This window comes from Runella sp. MFBS21, from assembly GCF_029433105.1.
Taxonomy (GTDB): domain Bacteria; phylum Bacteroidota; class Bacteroidia; order Cytophagales; family Spirosomataceae; genus Runella.
In genome coordinates this window covers 1-14,963 of sequence record NZ_JARNTW010000013.1, presented here as the reverse complement: position 1 = coordinate 14,963, position 14,963 = coordinate 1, and the positions used below count along the sequence as shown (strand labels likewise).

Sequence of the window (14,963 nt, the reverse complement as noted above, 5' to 3'; positions counted from 1 at the left end):
TCAAAAAAAGTGTGAAAGTTTTTTTAAGACCCCAAAGACTGATTTTGAATAAGTGGTCGATGAAGTTAAGACAAAAAATATGCCAATACGATTTTAAAAAATAGAGTAGAGCGTGTGGAAAAATATGTAAGTTACTACTGTATAGCTAGTTAAATGGCACGAATAATGCAAAAAAATGTATGTTAAAAAATGAAGAAGTGTATGTTTTGGGTTATTTTTCTTTAAGAGGGATGTAATTGACTCATCCACAATTATAATGCCACTTTTTTATAGAAAATAAATGATTATTCTCTATAAAAATATACCAAAAAGTATCAAAATATAATGGTTTTCCAGTAGAAAATGGATCGCAAAAAATCATAATGTAAACATGCGTTTTACAAAAGAAAATAGGTTTAAAACAAAATATATGTATGTTTTATATTTACAAACAAGCATTGTTTTATTTTTTAGATTTTAATTACATTTTCAGTGGTTTCATTTAGAAAAAAATGATAAAAATCAGTTTTTTGTTAGAGTAGAAAATGGACGGCCTTGAGTCAGTATTAAAGGGGAATGATTGTTTCGTTTGAACATCTGTTACACTAAATCGTAGCATGATGTGGATGTCGCATCGCCATCTTCCTTTGAAGTGTCTGAATTGATCGCAGTTATGACGGGCGTTTCGGTTGGATGCCCCCAAAGACCGATAATGTTCGTATAACATATGTTATCATTTGTCCAGTCTTTTCACTAATAAACTGGACAAACATAGAATATTGTATAAGATTGCGAAAAGGCTTTCGGAAGTTGATTGGACTAGTGAGTTACCTGATGAAATATGATTTTACAAGCAAATCAAGATTATTTCGCTCCTAAAAAATAGGGTAGTTCACTTAGACATTTCAGAAAAGCTTCCTCTGCAGTATCCCCAAATTCCATGATTGATATCGTTTCATCATCATTTACCAAGATGCATTGCCAGAATTTACAAATAGGGCCTTCTAAGGTAATTGAAAAACCCTCGGGGATTTGGTCAAATATGGACTTGGGCACGAACTAACTCATTATCAATAAAAATTGCATTTTCGGTTTAGTCTAATCTCAATACTGCTCTTATTTGATAAATTCAGAAATTTATCAAGGCAGGATTGAACGACATCTTGTGGTTTGGAACCCTATTCAAAAAGCTCTCGGTAGTTTTCCTTGTTAATTAAATGGCACGTCCAGAATCTTTCAATCGGGCCAAAACCTCAATTAAAACTCTTCATGAATTTGATTATAAACGGATGTCTGCATGGAAAAGCACCAAAATTCTGACGTATGCTGGTAATATCTGTAATTTTAAGTACCAAACCACGGATTTGTCAATTAAAAATCTATTATCAATGTATATCAGTCCTAAAGGTTGAACTCTTCTCGTGGGTCATGTGCCGGGAAAACCATTCCAGACTTCTCTCCAGCGTGAATTTATTCTCATAGATGTCCCGATATTCCACTTTCAACGTGATAAACGAGAGCTGTTGTCGAACATTTTCCATTTCGATTTGCTCTTCATTAGGAGCTAACTCGGCTGCAAATACTTCAAACAACATTCCAGGTAATACTACTTTTTTTGCTAACTCATTAATTGGAATTCGTCGGTAAGAGCGAGGTGCTAAACTCAAACAATCTTCAAGATTCGTATAACAATGTTCTTCTTTAAAAAAGGTAATTCTGTCGATGATCATCGGCCCCATACCGTTATTAGCGATACTAACAGAAACTTGATTATTTCGGTCTCGTAGATCAACCTGTCCTAAAGGCTTGAGTGATTTTTCATTATGAACCCGTTGCAGATACAATTGATAAAACGTCGCCAGCAATGCCAATACAGAAATAACAATCGCCATCAACCACCTACCTATTCCAACAGTTATCAAGCCAAAACGCTTCCTGAAAGCTTCAAGAAGCGTTTGTGTGAGTCGCTATATCATTCCGTAATCTTGCAGCAATTTCAAGCGTTCTCTGGCCTGAAGCTCATATATCAACGGAATAAAGCGGTGATAAATACTGCACTGAGGGTCTTTACCATTTACCCGATAAATGGGGCAACCACTGGTACAAATGGATTTGTATTTGCATATCGAACAATCCTTTGATTTTTGGTCTTCATAGTGGGCTCCCCGTTCAATCATCTCCACCAAATCTATCCCTTCTTCAAAAATAGAAAAGGAAGATTCCAAATCATTGCCCACATGTACATGGCAATACTTCAAGGTTCCATCGACATTAATAGCTCCACCCGAAAAGCCCGAAGCACAGGTCTGAAAACCCAATTCATTGAGCTTTAAATCACAGAATTGATGACGTCGGGAAAAAGACCAACCAGTCTGAATAGCTTCCTGCATGATACCGTAGGAAGCAGAAAGGTATCGTTCCAGTTTTTCAGCGTCAATCTGCTCCCCTTTGACAATTGAATAACGAAATGTAACATCCAATGCAATCAAGTAACGTGTTAAATCGGGTAAGCCTTCCAGATTATGGTTGGTCACCACTGTATTGACTGAGACGGGCAAACCATGAGCCAATAACCGCCGAAGGTTTTCATCTACAGTTTGGAAAGAGCCAACTCCATTCCGAAACGTTCGCACCCCATCATGATGTTGTGCTAAACCGTCTAAAGAAATACCGTAGCTAATCCCTTGCTCTTTGGAAAAAGTAAGGATTTCATCTGTCAGTATCGTTAGGTTGGTAATGAAAGCGATGTCCAGTTTACATCCCAGTGCTTCTAATGTTTCCTTTGCTTGAGGAATAAAGGTCTTCCATGATTTAAATTGCGTCAAAGGTTCGCCACCAGCCAACCGAAATTTGATGTGACGAATGTTTCTTTTGCGAACAGTTTCTACCAATTTGTTCAGTAGTCGCTGTTTTACTTCTTCTGACATTCCTCCCGTGGTGTTCAGTGTTGAAATGTAACAATAACTACAGGAGAGATTACAACGATTGGTCGTATGAATCCAAAAGTTGAGCGACGTGGGAGCAGCGGGACGTTGTGGTTGACTAAAGTTTGTATCAAAGCGAATGATTTCAGTCGTCACCAATATCTGCAAGAAAGCCATCACTGCCTCAGGTGGGGTGTCCAACTTATGCGCTAATTCATTCGTATTCATCTGACCATCAATGGCAGCCAACAAGTGGTACTGGCTCTTGGTGAGAATCCTCAGAGAATTGGGATAAGCACAATTCACGACGTAAAAGCATTTATCCTCAAGAGGTCGTAACAGCACTTGGGGGGAACGAATTGGAATCATGGTCATCATCGGTTAAGTCATAAGAATAGCCATCACAATCACAGTTCGTATTGACTGAGCTAACTTTTAGCGTATCAGTGCCTAACTGGTTTTCCAGCAGATACGAGTCATTGAAGAGCAGATTGTTTTCAAAGTGATTCATCGAAAAAATGGTTAAGGTGAATAAAAGTTATTTTAGACGATTCATCAAGATAGAGACGGTACTAGGATGCCAACGGCCAACACCCCGAAACGTAGGGATTTTTCGTCGATTCAATTCTTGAGAAATCGCCCGTACCGAGGTTATCCCTTTATGCTTGAGCCGTTTTAGAAGCGGAGATAGTTTTTGAGCAAATGTTTCAGCCGCTTGCTTATTAGCGACCGAAAGTGCTTTCCCATTTTTTCCTAAAATTACTCCGCGTTGCTTGGCGGCTTCTAAAGCCTCTTTGGTGGTTTCACTGATGCGTTGGCGCTGTTCTTCTGCCACCGCTGCCAGAATATGAATGGTAAAACGAGTCGCATGAGGATTATCAGTAACGATAATATCAACTTCCGATTTTACCAATCGAGCGATTTGTTCTACGTCCCTGCCGAGTCGGTCTAGCCTAGCTACCATCAGGGTAGCATCCTGTTTTTTACAAAATTCCAAGGCTTCCCAAAGTCGTATTTGGTACTTACGGGTTGATTTTACTTCGATGACTTCTTGCACCAGCTCATATTCATGGTTTCTACAGTAACTTTCTACCACGGCTTGCTGTGCTTGCAGCCCTAAACCACTTTTTCCTTGTCGTTGTGTTGAAACCCGATAATACGCTACTGCCTGTTTCATAGCCTGTTATGCTCATTTTCATTTAGGAGTAAACCATCGTTTATATTCGAACAGAATTTGGCTTAAAATCGGGTAAACAGCTCGAAGAAAAGAACTGAAATACAGGAGATTGGCAAAAGAGAAAGAGGGGTATTTTTGTTTAGGGGTAAACCATGGTTAACTCATAGACAAATTATTCAGAAGAAATATTTTTTGAAGACGGTTCCGCTGCTTTACTTCAATCCATTGAAAACGGAATGTTATTCCTTATAACCGTTGTGAAGTAGAAAGCTTTACTAAAAAAGCCTCTCTTGTGCAATCGGTTTTCCATGAATAAAAAAATCAATCATGTCTTTTTCCCGGTCATAGAGTTTGCTCATTTGGCGCGGCATACCGTAATAGGTATCATTGATATTGTACGCTGGCCATTTAGAACCGGGTAGCCATTGGCCTTCCTTATTCCACTGATATTCCGTGCACAGGTGCTTGCGGTCTTCTTCCAAATTTCTGTACGCTACACGCTCTTTAATCACCAACCGCCAATAGGTTTTTCCTATTTTTATCGGCTGACTTGTATAGTGGATTTGCTGAGTGACTGTTTCCATTACTGTCTCCTTTTGGAATGGGTTGCACAGATGCAACCTTGGCTCCCGCCGAGGGTGGGGGTAGCAAACGCAGGGGCGGTCAGGGCCGAGGGGGATCACCCGAGCTGCACGCAACGCAGTGGAGGAAGGTAGGGGATACCGTCGGTGCCGTTCATCGAAGACCCTTGCGGCGCGAGGGGAAAGACCCCTTAGAAGAGTTTATTTCTCATTAATCAAACACTTTTTTACTGAATTAGACTATGTGTCGTTGGAAGAGCTTGAAAGTATTCAGCACCCTTCTCCTCCTATTCCGTTGATTGTACGGGACGAACATTTTGAGGCCGAGTACCTGATGAGTGTATATGGAGGCAGCATGGCAGCACCAGAGTATCACAGAGAATCCAGCACAGTCACAGCAAGCATATCAAAAATCACGACAATCACTTAAAGTGCAACAAAATATTGTAACTACCTCATTTACAACGAATTGAATCCACAAATCACTTGCATAGTTGTCATAAATTTTGTCAACATTTGTGACAAAAGGGATTATTATTTACAGGAAGTCATAGATTGCAATTTCATTGAATATTCCGATTAGAGGCTGTTTTCATCAAAGAATTATTGAATCCCAGGGCGACTTAGTAAAAGGATTGAGACTTCCCTTGAGCGCATTCAAGTCCAACCCGCTTTGGATCTCTTCCAAAACTGCTCCCAACAATGCCCTTACCCTTGGCGAATATAACAGAGCCTAAGTGATCATTTGGTTTTGTCACTCGCTGCTTTTATGCGAATTTTAAAGAGGGTTAGTGCCGACTCCATACCCAGATACGGGATTGGTTTTAGATCCTTCATGACATCCAGAAAACCCAGCCTTTCATAATTATCTTCGGACACGTCGGCATAGCTTTTGACGGAGCTGACTTTCATAAAGCTGATTTCGGTCAGAACATGTCAAATTTTGTGCTTGTTTTACTTGACAATGTGATTATACTAAATATTTTTCAGTCAATATGATGGTTTATCATATATCATAATCATACCTTGCGGGGCGTGCAAGAGGCCGCTGGTTCGAAATCGGTTAGCTCAATATTTATATTCAATGATTTCATTCATATCACTTATTTTCATAATCATTTCTGACTCCTGCCATGTACCAATTCAACCGAGATGATGGGGTTAATGCCGCATTTAAGGGCACATACAGATTCTCTAAAAAATACTTTTTAAAGGTCACGGGGCTTTCGCATGCCCTATTTATCTATTATCTTGCATAGACCATGAAAAATCACTTACCTGATGATTACTCTCGTCTGTTAGAGGACTTAAAAGCGGAAATCCGCACGGCCCGCCTGCGGGCTATAAGTGCAGTAAATGCTGAATTATTAAAGCTCTACTGGAAAGTGGGTAAAGTGATCATCTCGCAACAGGAGAATCAGGGATGGGGTGCCAAAGTCATTGCTAAATTAGCCGATGATCTAAGGAAAGAATTCCAGGACATGAAGGGATTCTCCCCACGAAATCTGTTGTATATGAAACAATATGCGGCATTGTATGAACTTGATCAAATTACGCAACCGCCCGTTGCGCAATTGCCGTGGGCCCACCATGTCATTCTTATGGATAAAGTAAAATCGTTGGATGAACGACTGTTTTACATGGCCAAATCCATTGAACATGGCTGGTCCCGCGACATGTTGAGCTTACAGGTTAAAGGGGGACTGTTTCAAAGGCATGGCAAAGCCATCAGCAATTTTGAACATCGTCTGCCCTCCCCCCAATCAGACCTGGCGCAGCAATTTACCAAAGACCCTTATCTTTTCGATTTTCTGACGCTTGCGGAAGATTATCGGGAAAAAGACCTGGAAAATGCGCTCACCGAACATATCACTAAATTTTTATTGGAGTTAGGTGCCGGGTTTGCCTTCGTAGGAAAGCAATACCACTTAGAGGTAGGAGAGCAGGATTTTTACCTTGACCTTTTATTCTATCATTTAAAACTACGCTGTTACGTGGTAATTGAATTGAAGCGGGGCAAGTTCCAACCTGAATTTGCCGGAAAACTGAATTTTTATCTGTCAGTGGTTGATGACCAACTAAAGACAGATGTAGACCAACCCAGTATTGGATTACTGATCTGTCAGGATAAGAATAAAGTGATTGCTGAATATGCGCTTAAAGATATCCATAAGCCCATAGGCATTTCTGAATATCAACTTACAGAGATTATACCTACAAACTTAGAAGGAAATCTTCCTACAATTGAGAGTTTAGAAATTGAATTACAACGACCGGGAAGAATAAATAGAAAGAGGTAAAAGATAGTTAGCTTGTTTATGCCTGCACAGATAATAACACAGTAGAGCTTAGAAGTTAAGTTGAACAAACTAAAAAGAAGAAATGAAGCAGAAGAGTTATTTTATACGAAGAACTAAAAAAATTGAGGGGCAATTAGCGCCTAATGAAGAAAAAAATAAGATTAACGATATGCGGGTTGATCAAAATTTTATTCAAAAATTAGAAGAGGCTCACTATAAATTATATGTAAGTACAGGAGCAGCTATATCGAAAGAACCAACCTATGACAAGAAAAAGTTATTAATATTTCCTGTCTATACCAATCTCCTATACCACATTTTTATTGAAAAAGGCAACGCCACTGGCTGGAGAAAATTCAAAGCAGCAGTTAAAAAATATGGCCTAGAAAATGAAGTCCTAGAATATTAAAAAATATCCTATTATTGAGATTTTTAACGGGTTGGTTGCATTGTCATGCCAAGTTCCTGCCCACTATCATCAGAATACCTAACGCTGCAAGTGAATTGCCGTGATATCTATGATAATAAATTCAGCTTTTATAGTAATTAAATGGTTTTCCTGTCATTTCTCAGAAAATGCTGTTTAAAAGATTCAAACAACGCTCAATTACAAAGTAATTACGAAAGATTATGTTAGAGTTCAGAAATCCACACTATATAATTCCGCCCGGCTCAAGTAAACAAATCTTATCTCATCCACTTAAGAAGGGCAAAGCTGTTGAACTGGCAATTTTTCAAGATCATCGCTATGCTTTTTTTTTCTGGTCTCAATGGAACAGAAAGCAGAAATTCTTATCCCCGCCCTGCTTAATTTCGTTAGATTGGCATCAGGATCTTTGTTTTCCATGCGAAACTGAAAAGGAATTGCTATCATCGCTTAACCGATCAGATGATGGAGAAGTTGCTTTTTTCTGTTGGGCAAAATTAGCCGGCAACAATGATGGACATATTTTATCAGCGGCCTATCTTAATCTAATAGGCAATATTTATGTCCATTGCCGTCAGGGAAAATATGATCAGGATTGGGAAGATGAAGAACTTATCGACATTCATGGAAATAAGCATACTATCAAAAAATTTAGAACATTTGAGGAATTAGAAGAACACATCTTATCAAGTAATGAAAAAAAAGTGTATTTCGATATTGACCTTGATTTTTTTACTTTTAATAATCCGTATAATGGTAAAGGAACAAAATTTACTTATATGAAAGTGAAAGAAATAAAGAATCTTCTTTCATTTGAGCGGCCATTGATTCATTGGACTTTAGAGAGATTAGCCGGCTGGACGATTGCCACAGAACCGGAGCATTTCGGTGGGCTTTTAAAATCCAACAGAATTCTTGAAACCATTAATTCTATCTACTTCAAGCCGGGTCTTTTTACGAACAATTGCGATTGGAAACAGAAATAATCTTAAATCCTTTCCTAATTGTCTTCGGTTATCTTCTAGGAAACTTACTCAAAAAGAATCCTTTGAGCGATATGCTTTCCATAAATCAGCAAATCAACGGTCTCATTTTTCCGTTCGCAAAGTTTGTACAACTGGCACGGTATACCTAAATAGTCATCATTGATATTATAAGCTGACCATTGGGAGCCCAGCCCCGTATATCCTCATTGTGATGAGCCAAAGCTACTTGAATAGCATGTATCTATCACGCTACTGCATACTTTTGAGCAATTTCTCCTAAAAAAATATCAATAAGTTCCTTACTAGCTCTTTTAGATTTCGAATATAAAAGCATTTCATTAATAAGATAAAAAATATCATTTTTATGCGTGACTTGGCATATAAAATCATCAAATAAAATTTGTCCAATTGGTGCATTTTGTTGAAAAATAAACCAAAATAATTTTCCTAATTGAAATATATCTGATTTATCATCAATTCCACAATCAAAACCCATTTGCAGCTTCTCCGTAAGCATCTTATTCATAGCCTCTGGTGATAACCAACCAATAGGGCCTATTTTCTCCCCTATATCATCATAATCTTTATCTCTATGTGCGACTAAGCCAAGATCACCAAGTTTCCAAATAGCATTTTCTTTATCTTCATCTAAGTAAAATAACAAGATATTATCTGGTTTTATATCACGATGATAGTAACCTTCACAGTGAAGCTGTTTTATTGCGTTATATATATCCAAACAAAATTTTATCTTCTCCTGCTCATCTATTTCTTTATTTACTGATAAATATTCCATTAAATCGGTGTCAGCTTTTTCCATTACGTAATAAGGAAATTCCTTACCTTTTACTTCTACTACACCATCAAAATCTATTTGAACAATATTTGCTTTACCTTTTTCTTTTAAATCTTTTAAAACCTTTATCTCATTAATAAATCGCCCATACCGTCTTATAATAAAATCTTTTGTTTTTCTACCAGGCCTTGAATAGTTACATATTTTAACAACTTTATCTTGTTTGCGTCCTTCTTTATCTTTTAAAAGATAAACATTAGAGTTTCCGCCTTTAGATGATTTAAAAGGCTCTACTAAGTATCGAAGTATATATGTATCCTTATCGTTAACGATAATATTTAATTCGTCATTTAAGCTACCATCCTCAAGTTCAGATAAAATAATAGTATGATTGCTTATGTCCATAACTAGAAAAGATGTCTTTCAGTTGAATTTTTGAGAGCCTCAATATTAATCACCCAATAGTTAGCTTGATTTACAAGATCATCATTTTTAAGCTTGTAAAAATTTAAAGTATCCATAATAATGAGATTTGCTGTTATATCATCCTCAGATTTATCTAAGGGTGCTAAATCTTGATTTAGTAATAAACCGTTCATAAATGCAGAACGTGCGTCTCTTGCTTTTTTTGAATTTGACTGGCTAACGCAATTATCAGCATATTCTCTAAATGAGAAACAATTTTCGTTTGAGGGGTATATATCCTCGCCAATAAGAACTAATATTTTATAAAAGTAATCCATTACCTCAGGAGGTAATGATATATTTTCTTTTATAAAACCGTACAATGTATATATATCATTCCGTTGTTTATAACGAGTTTTTTTAATCGGGTATATACCATTAAAGCGTTGAAGATGAGCAAGTACTTCTCGAAATTTTTCTTCCAATTCTCTGGCGCTTTCCTCAGTAAATCCTTCATCTTCATAAAATCCTTTATCAACTTGATTTTTTTTATCAGTATTACCTAATAATTGTAAAGTTAATAATTCTGCTACTAAATCAGTATTATTAAGTCTATTCAAAGATGCATCTGTAAATAACTGTAATGAGGCAAAATCTACATCATCTGATAACTTTTCAACCAAATTTTGTTGTAAAGTGTTTGAATACTGCGCTCTTAGTATTTCTGGCCTATTTAGCTTAGTACCAAATTTATTAACTCTATAATAAAAATCTTCAATTTCAGCATTTGTTGCGCTTTTTAGAATATAAACTGCAATTTCATAAGTATCATAAAAGAATTTTTGATCTGTTTTATCTATCATTTCCTTATTTTCGTCAGGGAAAAGCCCATGATGATATCCGAGTATAGCTCTAGTTCTCTGTTGTCCGTCTACCATTTCAAATATTCCAGGAGCATTTTCAAATATGAAGAAAGCAGGTAACGGATAAGATAACTTTATTGAGTCAATAAGCTTTCTTTTGGCTGATGTCGCCCATATATCTCCTCTTTGGTAAGGAGGGGTAAGATTAAGCTTACCTGAATCATAAGTTTCAATCAGTTTTCTCAGGGTCCAAGATTGGATAGAAAAATTCATTAAATATCAATTTATTTTTCAAATAAAACAAGCAGCGCACCCTTCCCCTTCTGCATCATCAAGAATATCCAAGAGATATTGAGATTTTGTTTTTTGAGTATTACGGTTTATGCGTTTAATATAATCTTCTTTAATTGTCTGCATTCGGATTGGTTGTATCATATCTTGAAGCGTTTCTCCATCGTTCCATGTATAGCCATCTTTTTCGTAGTCCATTGCTTTTGCAAAGCGCTCCGGATGTTGTTCATAAAGCCATATCCATTCTATTTTTTGTTGGTAAAAGCAGAAATAACAGCCTGATCTACTGCGTGAATATTGTCCTTTTTTATCATTCACAGTAAAATCACACTTGTTATAATAAGCAGGTACTCCTACACCACTTTCTTCAAGCAGTCGAAAGATATCCTCACGAACCAATACTTCTTCATTATCTAAAAGCGCAAAATCTCTCTCTTGTGCTAGCGGGTAATCAGTTTGTTTCAAATAAAGAAAGACCAATTTATTAAATAGTCGTGTGTCTATATGAAGCAATAAATTTAGTTTTTCACTTAATGGGAAGCTAAATGAAATTTGTTTACTTAAAATTTCCAAAAATCGTTCGTTTGAATCCGTAACAGCTATTTTTTTATATAAGTCATTAATTGCATCAAAATTAGCGTTTGAAAATACTTTCTTCACTACATCCTCACTCCAAATATTTTTTCGAAAGGGAAAAATCGATTGGATATTTGTTTTTTTTGAAATATAGCCTTCACGGTCTTCATCACCTCGAATACCTACATAAGAAATAACCGGATCATTTCCAACAAACTTCTCAAAGGGTTCGAGTTTCAGTTTTTTTGTACACCATCTTGAATTTGAAGAAGGTAAATAACCGCCATATAATTGAAGATAATGGTCAAAAGGATCTTGAGTACTCTTTTCAGCGGCTCTTAATCGTATAATTGGCTTCCCCAGGTAGTTCTCTAAATTAGTAATCAATTCGTAGGTTTCGTCGAGCTCTTTTCCTGTGTCACAGGTATAATACTCTATATCAAGATGGGGGTATTTCCGACTCATATATATAGCCAAAGCAGCACTGTCTTTTCCGCCCGATATTCCAAGTACGTGTCTAGTGGAAGGCATTATTTTATTAATTCTTTAAGTATGTTTGTCAATGCAGCAACATTAACGACAAGATCGTTCCCTAGTTGTTTCCGTATAGCAATTTCCGCAGTTGTTACATTCCCTTTTTTACTTTTTGGGAGTCGTACCAACTCCTCTTGTAAGCCATCAACAAGTGTACCAATCTTTAAGCTAAATACTTCTTCACGTTCAGAGTCAATATTAAGATCAGTCAAGTTTGTGAGATTATCTAACTCACGTATCAATCGTTTAAGCCGATCATAGAGCAGGTTTTCATCAGTATCTCGCAAAGCCGTCAGCGGTTTGCCAACAACAACCTGAGCGATTGAATTAAACCAAGCATTACGATCATCCAGCGGAGAGTTCAATCGCTGCAAAAAGGTTTTCTGGGCCGATGACAACAACTCTGGTCGAAGGTTCCCAAATCGACTTTGTAACCGAGATTTATAATCATTAAAAGCGATTTCTTCCCCTATGTATTCCTTCAAAATTAAGGATTCAAAACGGTTAAGCAAATCATCATAGGCTGTTCTAAGTTCCTTAATAGCTACCTGTAAGCTTTCAATAAATTCTTCGAAATGTTCCGAAGAATTCTGCAGTATATGAGTTGAGTAACCCAGAGCAATCGGTAAATCTTCAAAGAATGTTTTTTCTGGTTCTTGTGATTTTTCGATAGCTAATCGTGTAGCCAAAGCTTCACGGCTCAGGTGCTTCGTTTGCTTAGTATACTCGGGTAATCTAGTGTAAAATGTTAATAACGGCTTTATAGTCTCAATAAAAGATACATTGCTAAATCGAACTTCTGTATTCAACTGAAATAAGTGCCGATAACCATTAAATAGGTTAAGTCGAAGTCCATCTATGATGAATGCCTTTATCGCATATTTTCTGGGTTCTTTTATTATTAGTTCCAAAACATCGGCAGTAATGTCCGGAACATAACGCCCTTCTTCAAACAGAGCGAAGTCATCACGTTTAATAAATAGAAAAGTAGAGACCCAAAATTCAATCAATCCCTGTTTGAGCTTAAATGGACGCAAACTTAATAAATCTATCAAATCTGCTATTGACCGACGTAATTGCTTCGTTGAAATTAAAAATGATTTTGAAGCTCTCCAAAGAGGTCTAAACGTTTCAGAAATTAAATCTTCAAACTGTTCAGATGTTACTTCCTCTAAATTATCTTGTTTTAAAGCATCCAGAAAACCATTTTGTACTAATAAAGTTAGGTAAATAGTTTTTTCTGGCGGGAAACGCTCTTCTTCAAATCCCAAATTCGGCTCATTCCATTTATTTGTTAATGCCTGTAGGTACGCTTTTTTAGCGGTTCCAATTTGACTTGATAGCTTATGCCGATTAACTAATTCGTTTTTAAACGTTGGTGCGTACTTATATACATCATTACAAACATCCGATAGCCACTGATTTAATTCGCGAGCACTATTTATAGTCCGCACTTTGTCCTGAAATACCCAAGTAACATGTCCAGGCATAAATAGCCCATCGAGAATGAGGTGATTAAGCAGTTTTTTTTGATGCTCAAGAATTTGGCTTAGTTCACGCAAAGCGATTTTGTCTTCTTCATGGCGCTCAATGACTATTTGAGTCTTTTCAATGTTGCGAAGTTGCTCCCGAATTTGATCAGTATGCTGGTAGTAGGCGTAAATAATAGCCTCTCCTTGAGCAGTGGCATGCTTACATAAGGCTTCAAATGTCAGTTCTTGACTAAAGATCAAATTAATATAACCATCTATTTCTCCCTCGGGAACCCGCGATAATGGGTGTTCGGAAATCCAATATTCAAACAACCGGGGAGTTCCTGTTTGATAAGAGTGGCGTTTAGCCAATACAGGCGGTAATTGGTAATAGCGTTGCAGAAATGCTGATATATCACGAATTTGTTCTATATCATTGCCTGCTTTGCTTAATTCTACCTGTACATCAAGATCAGTACCTTCATTAAGCAGATAGCGACCCCGATAATTTCTATATCTTATAATATTCCAATGTTCAAGGTTACTAATGTGTTGTTCAGCATCTGTAATACCTAAACAGACTTGGCTATATTCTATCAAAAATTTCCTATCAAGAGTTGCATTAAATGGAATCAATATTGCTAGTAACCCAACTGTTTTTACAATCTTCTCATATGGTTTTACCTCTTCTCCAAACTGCGCCTCTATCTTTTCCAGCGTAGAACGAATCCCCATCCACGCCGTATAGTCTCTATTCTCTTTTGAATTCAGGTACGAATAAAAATTAAAAGTTAGGTAGTCAAAAACATTTGCTACGTTGTAAAATGGATTTTTTTCAGACAATTTTACCTGATTTAGTCCTGTGTAATCAGTTGATTGCAGAAAGGAAAATAATGACCGTTCATTCTGTCCATAACGTTGAAGTGCCAAGGTTAATGCTACCGCACTCACTGAGTCAAGGGGAAACAGCTTGGCGGCAATATTTGCTTCCTCAGCAAAGGGGAGGGTAACAGCTTTACTTCTCTGAGCCAATTTCAGAGCCGTATCAATACCTGATTTTGCTGCTTTATCAGGTATGAACGTCGTATTTATCGTATGCTCTCCTACCAGATAAAGCAGTTGCTCTACAGGTTCGTTGAATGTAATTTCGCGGAAACGCCCTTTTACTTTTGCCCATTCTTTACGTTGTGTATCATTCAATGAAAACGAGTAGGCATCTATATTCTGATGGACGGCAGTGATCAGGCAAATATTATAATGAGGATTATTAACGAACTCGGCAAGTTGTTGGATAAAATAAAACTCTCGTTCTGGCTCATGCCCAATGGCATACTCTAAGAATTTCCCAAATTCATCAATTACTAAAACCAGTAGTGGTTGCTGATCATTGCCAGCCTCATTGCCAATGTCATGGTATCGGTTAAAGATTTCATGTAGAATTAAATGCTCATTTGGCATAGCAGCTTTAAAACGTTCAGCGAAAGCATTAATAATAGATGTATATTCACCCACGAAATTAATTACTTGAGGGGTGGGCATAAATAGGAACCAACGAATGTTAAAGAGTTGATGACCAAATCAATCCAATTACACACGCGGTTCCATGCAAGCCAAATTACTGTATTTATCTGACTTTTTGAATACCTGTTGGC

At 37.1% G+C, this 14,963-nt stretch carries 13 protein-coding genes; 4 read left to right on the top strand and 9 right to left on the bottom strand.

Annotated features, from left to right (window positions below; translation table 11 throughout):
* Nucleotides 1–1,364: 1,364 nt before the first annotated feature.
* The 4 genes from P1X15_RS21390 to P1X15_RS21375 all read right to left on the bottom strand — a co-directional run bounded on the left by P1X15_RS21390 (nt 1,365) and on the right by P1X15_RS21375 (nt 4,664).
* Complete coding sequence (locus P1X15_RS21390) at nt 1,365–1,871, bottom strand: hypothetical protein (RefSeq protein WP_277340179.1); 507 nt, start codon at nt 1,869–1,871, stop codon at nt 1,365–1,367.
* Nucleotides 1,872–1,946: 75 nt separating this feature from the next.
* Nucleotides 1,947–3,272, bottom strand: a complete 1,326-nt coding sequence (locus P1X15_RS21385; RefSeq protein ID WP_277340178.1) for a radical SAM/SPASM domain-containing protein — start codon at nt 3,270–3,272, stop codon at nt 1,947–1,949.
* Between the two features lie 169 nt (nt 3,273–3,441).
* Nucleotides 3,442–4,080 (bottom strand): recombinase family protein, encoded by a 639-nt coding sequence (locus P1X15_RS21380; protein WP_277340176.1) that lies wholly within the window; start codon nt 4,078–4,080, stop codon nt 3,442–3,444.
* A 275-nt stretch (nt 4,081–4,355) separates the two neighbouring features.
* Complete coding sequence (locus tag P1X15_RS21375; RefSeq protein ID WP_277340175.1) at nt 4,356–4,664, bottom strand: hypothetical protein; 309 nt, start codon at nt 4,662–4,664, stop codon at nt 4,356–4,358.
* Between the two features lie 247 nt (nt 4,665–4,911).
* Between P1X15_RS21375 and P1X15_RS21370 the strand changes: the two genes are divergently transcribed.
* Complete coding sequence (locus P1X15_RS21370) at nt 4,912–5,091, top strand: hypothetical protein (RefSeq protein ID WP_277340174.1); 180 nt, start codon at nt 4,912–4,914, stop codon at nt 5,089–5,091.
* A gap of 311 nt (nt 5,092–5,402) precedes the next feature.
* Here P1X15_RS21370 and P1X15_RS21365 read toward each other — a convergent pair whose 3' ends face one another.
* Nucleotides 5,403–5,573 carry a hypothetical protein gene (locus P1X15_RS21365; protein ID WP_277340173.1) on the bottom strand — a complete coding sequence of 57 codons (171 nt, stop codon included), beginning with the start codon at nt 5,571–5,573 and terminating at the stop codon, nt 5,403–5,405.
* A gap of 350 nt (nt 5,574–5,923) precedes the next feature.
* On the opposite strand from P1X15_RS21365, the gene P1X15_RS21360 reads away from it, so the two are divergent.
* The 3 genes from P1X15_RS21360 to P1X15_RS21350 all read left to right on the top strand — a co-directional run bounded on the left by P1X15_RS21360 (nt 5,924) and on the right by P1X15_RS21350 (nt 8,374).
* Complete coding sequence (locus tag P1X15_RS21360) at nt 5,924–6,961, top strand: YhcG family protein (RefSeq protein WP_277340172.1); 1,038 nt, start codon at nt 5,924–5,926, stop codon at nt 6,959–6,961.
* 82 nt (nt 6,962–7,043) lie between these two features.
* Nucleotides 7,044–7,370, top strand: a complete 327-nt coding sequence (locus tag P1X15_RS21355) for a hypothetical protein (RefSeq protein ID WP_277340171.1) — start codon at nt 7,044–7,046, stop codon at nt 7,368–7,370.
* A gap of 221 nt (nt 7,371–7,591) precedes the next feature.
* Nucleotides 7,592–8,374 carry a hypothetical protein gene (locus P1X15_RS21350; RefSeq protein WP_277340170.1) on the top strand — a complete coding sequence of 261 codons (783 nt, stop codon included), beginning with the start codon at nt 7,592–7,594 and terminating at the stop codon, nt 8,372–8,374.
* Between the two features lie 244 nt (nt 8,375–8,618).
* Here the strand turns inward: P1X15_RS21350 and P1X15_RS21345 are convergent, their stop codons facing one another.
* Genes P1X15_RS21345 through P1X15_RS21330 form a run of 4 tightly spaced genes read right to left on the bottom strand, consistent with a single transcriptional unit; the run spans nt 8,619 to nt 14,850 of the window.
* Nucleotides 8,619–9,575, bottom strand: a complete 957-nt coding sequence (locus P1X15_RS21345; protein WP_277340169.1) for a protein kinase family protein — start codon at nt 9,573–9,575, stop codon at nt 8,619–8,621.
* 2 nt (nt 9,576–9,577) lie between these two features.
* Nucleotides 9,578–10,711 carry a DUF262 domain-containing protein gene (locus P1X15_RS21340; RefSeq protein ID WP_277340168.1) on the bottom strand — a complete coding sequence of 378 codons (1,134 nt, stop codon included), beginning with the start codon at nt 10,709–10,711 and terminating at the stop codon, nt 9,578–9,580.
* A gap of 18 nt (nt 10,712–10,729) precedes the next feature.
* Nucleotides 10,730–11,836 carry a phosphoadenosine phosphosulfate reductase family protein gene (locus P1X15_RS21335; RefSeq protein ID WP_277340167.1) on the bottom strand — a complete coding sequence of 369 codons (1,107 nt, stop codon included), beginning with the start codon at nt 11,834–11,836 and terminating at the stop codon, nt 10,730–10,732.
* The gene (locus P1X15_RS21330; protein ID WP_277340166.1) at nt 11,836–14,850 is read right to left on the bottom strand and encodes a hypothetical protein; all 3,015 of its coding nucleotides are present in this window, start codon (nt 14,848–14,850) and stop codon (nt 11,836–11,838) included. Before P1X15_RS21330 ends, P1X15_RS21335 begins: the two co-directional genes overlap by 1 nt.
* Nucleotides 14,851–14,963 lie beyond the last annotated feature (113 nt).

What these genes read in the sequence shown, in the direction of transcription:
- P1X15_RS21390 (WP_277340179.1), bottom strand. Translation starts at nt 1,871, where the DNA reads ATGGCGATTGTTATTTCTGTATTGGCATTGCTGGCGACGTTTTATCAA.
- P1X15_RS21385 (WP_277340178.1), bottom strand. Translation starts at nt 3,272, where the DNA reads ATGATTCCAATTCGTTCCCCCCAAGTGCTGTTACGACCTCTTGAGGAT.
- P1X15_RS21380 (WP_277340176.1), bottom strand. Translation starts at nt 4,080, where the DNA reads ATGAAACAGGCAGTAGCGTATTATCGGGTTTCAACACAACGACAAGGA.
- P1X15_RS21375 (WP_277340175.1), bottom strand. Translation starts at nt 4,664, where the DNA reads ATGGAAACAGTCACTCAGCAAATCCACTATACAAGTCAGCCGATAAAA.
- P1X15_RS21365 (WP_277340173.1), bottom strand. Translation starts at nt 5,573, where the DNA reads ATGAAAGTCAGCTCCGTCAAAAGCTATGCCGACGTGTCCGAAGATAAT.
- P1X15_RS21360 (WP_277340172.1), top strand. Translation starts at nt 5,924, where the DNA reads ATGAAAAATCACTTACCTGATGATTACTCTCGTCTGTTAGAGGACTTA.
- P1X15_RS21355 (WP_277340171.1), top strand. Translation starts at nt 7,044, where the DNA reads ATGAAGCAGAAGAGTTATTTTATACGAAGAACTAAAAAAATTGAGGGG.
- P1X15_RS21350 (WP_277340170.1), top strand. Translation starts at nt 7,592, where the DNA reads ATGTTAGAGTTCAGAAATCCACACTATATAATTCCGCCCGGCTCAAGT.
- P1X15_RS21345 (WP_277340169.1), bottom strand. Translation starts at nt 9,575, where the DNA reads ATGGACATAAGCAATCATACTATTATTTTATCTGAACTTGAGGATGGT.
- P1X15_RS21340 (WP_277340168.1), bottom strand. Translation starts at nt 10,711, where the DNA reads ATGAATTTTTCTATCCAATCTTGGACCCTGAGAAAACTGATTGAAACT.
- P1X15_RS21335 (WP_277340167.1), bottom strand. Translation starts at nt 11,836, where the DNA reads ATGCCTTCCACTAGACACGTACTTGGAATATCGGGCGGAAAAGACAGT.
- P1X15_RS21330 (WP_277340166.1), bottom strand. Translation starts at nt 14,850, where the DNA reads ATGCCCACCCCTCAAGTAATTAATTTCGTGGGTGAATATACATCTATT.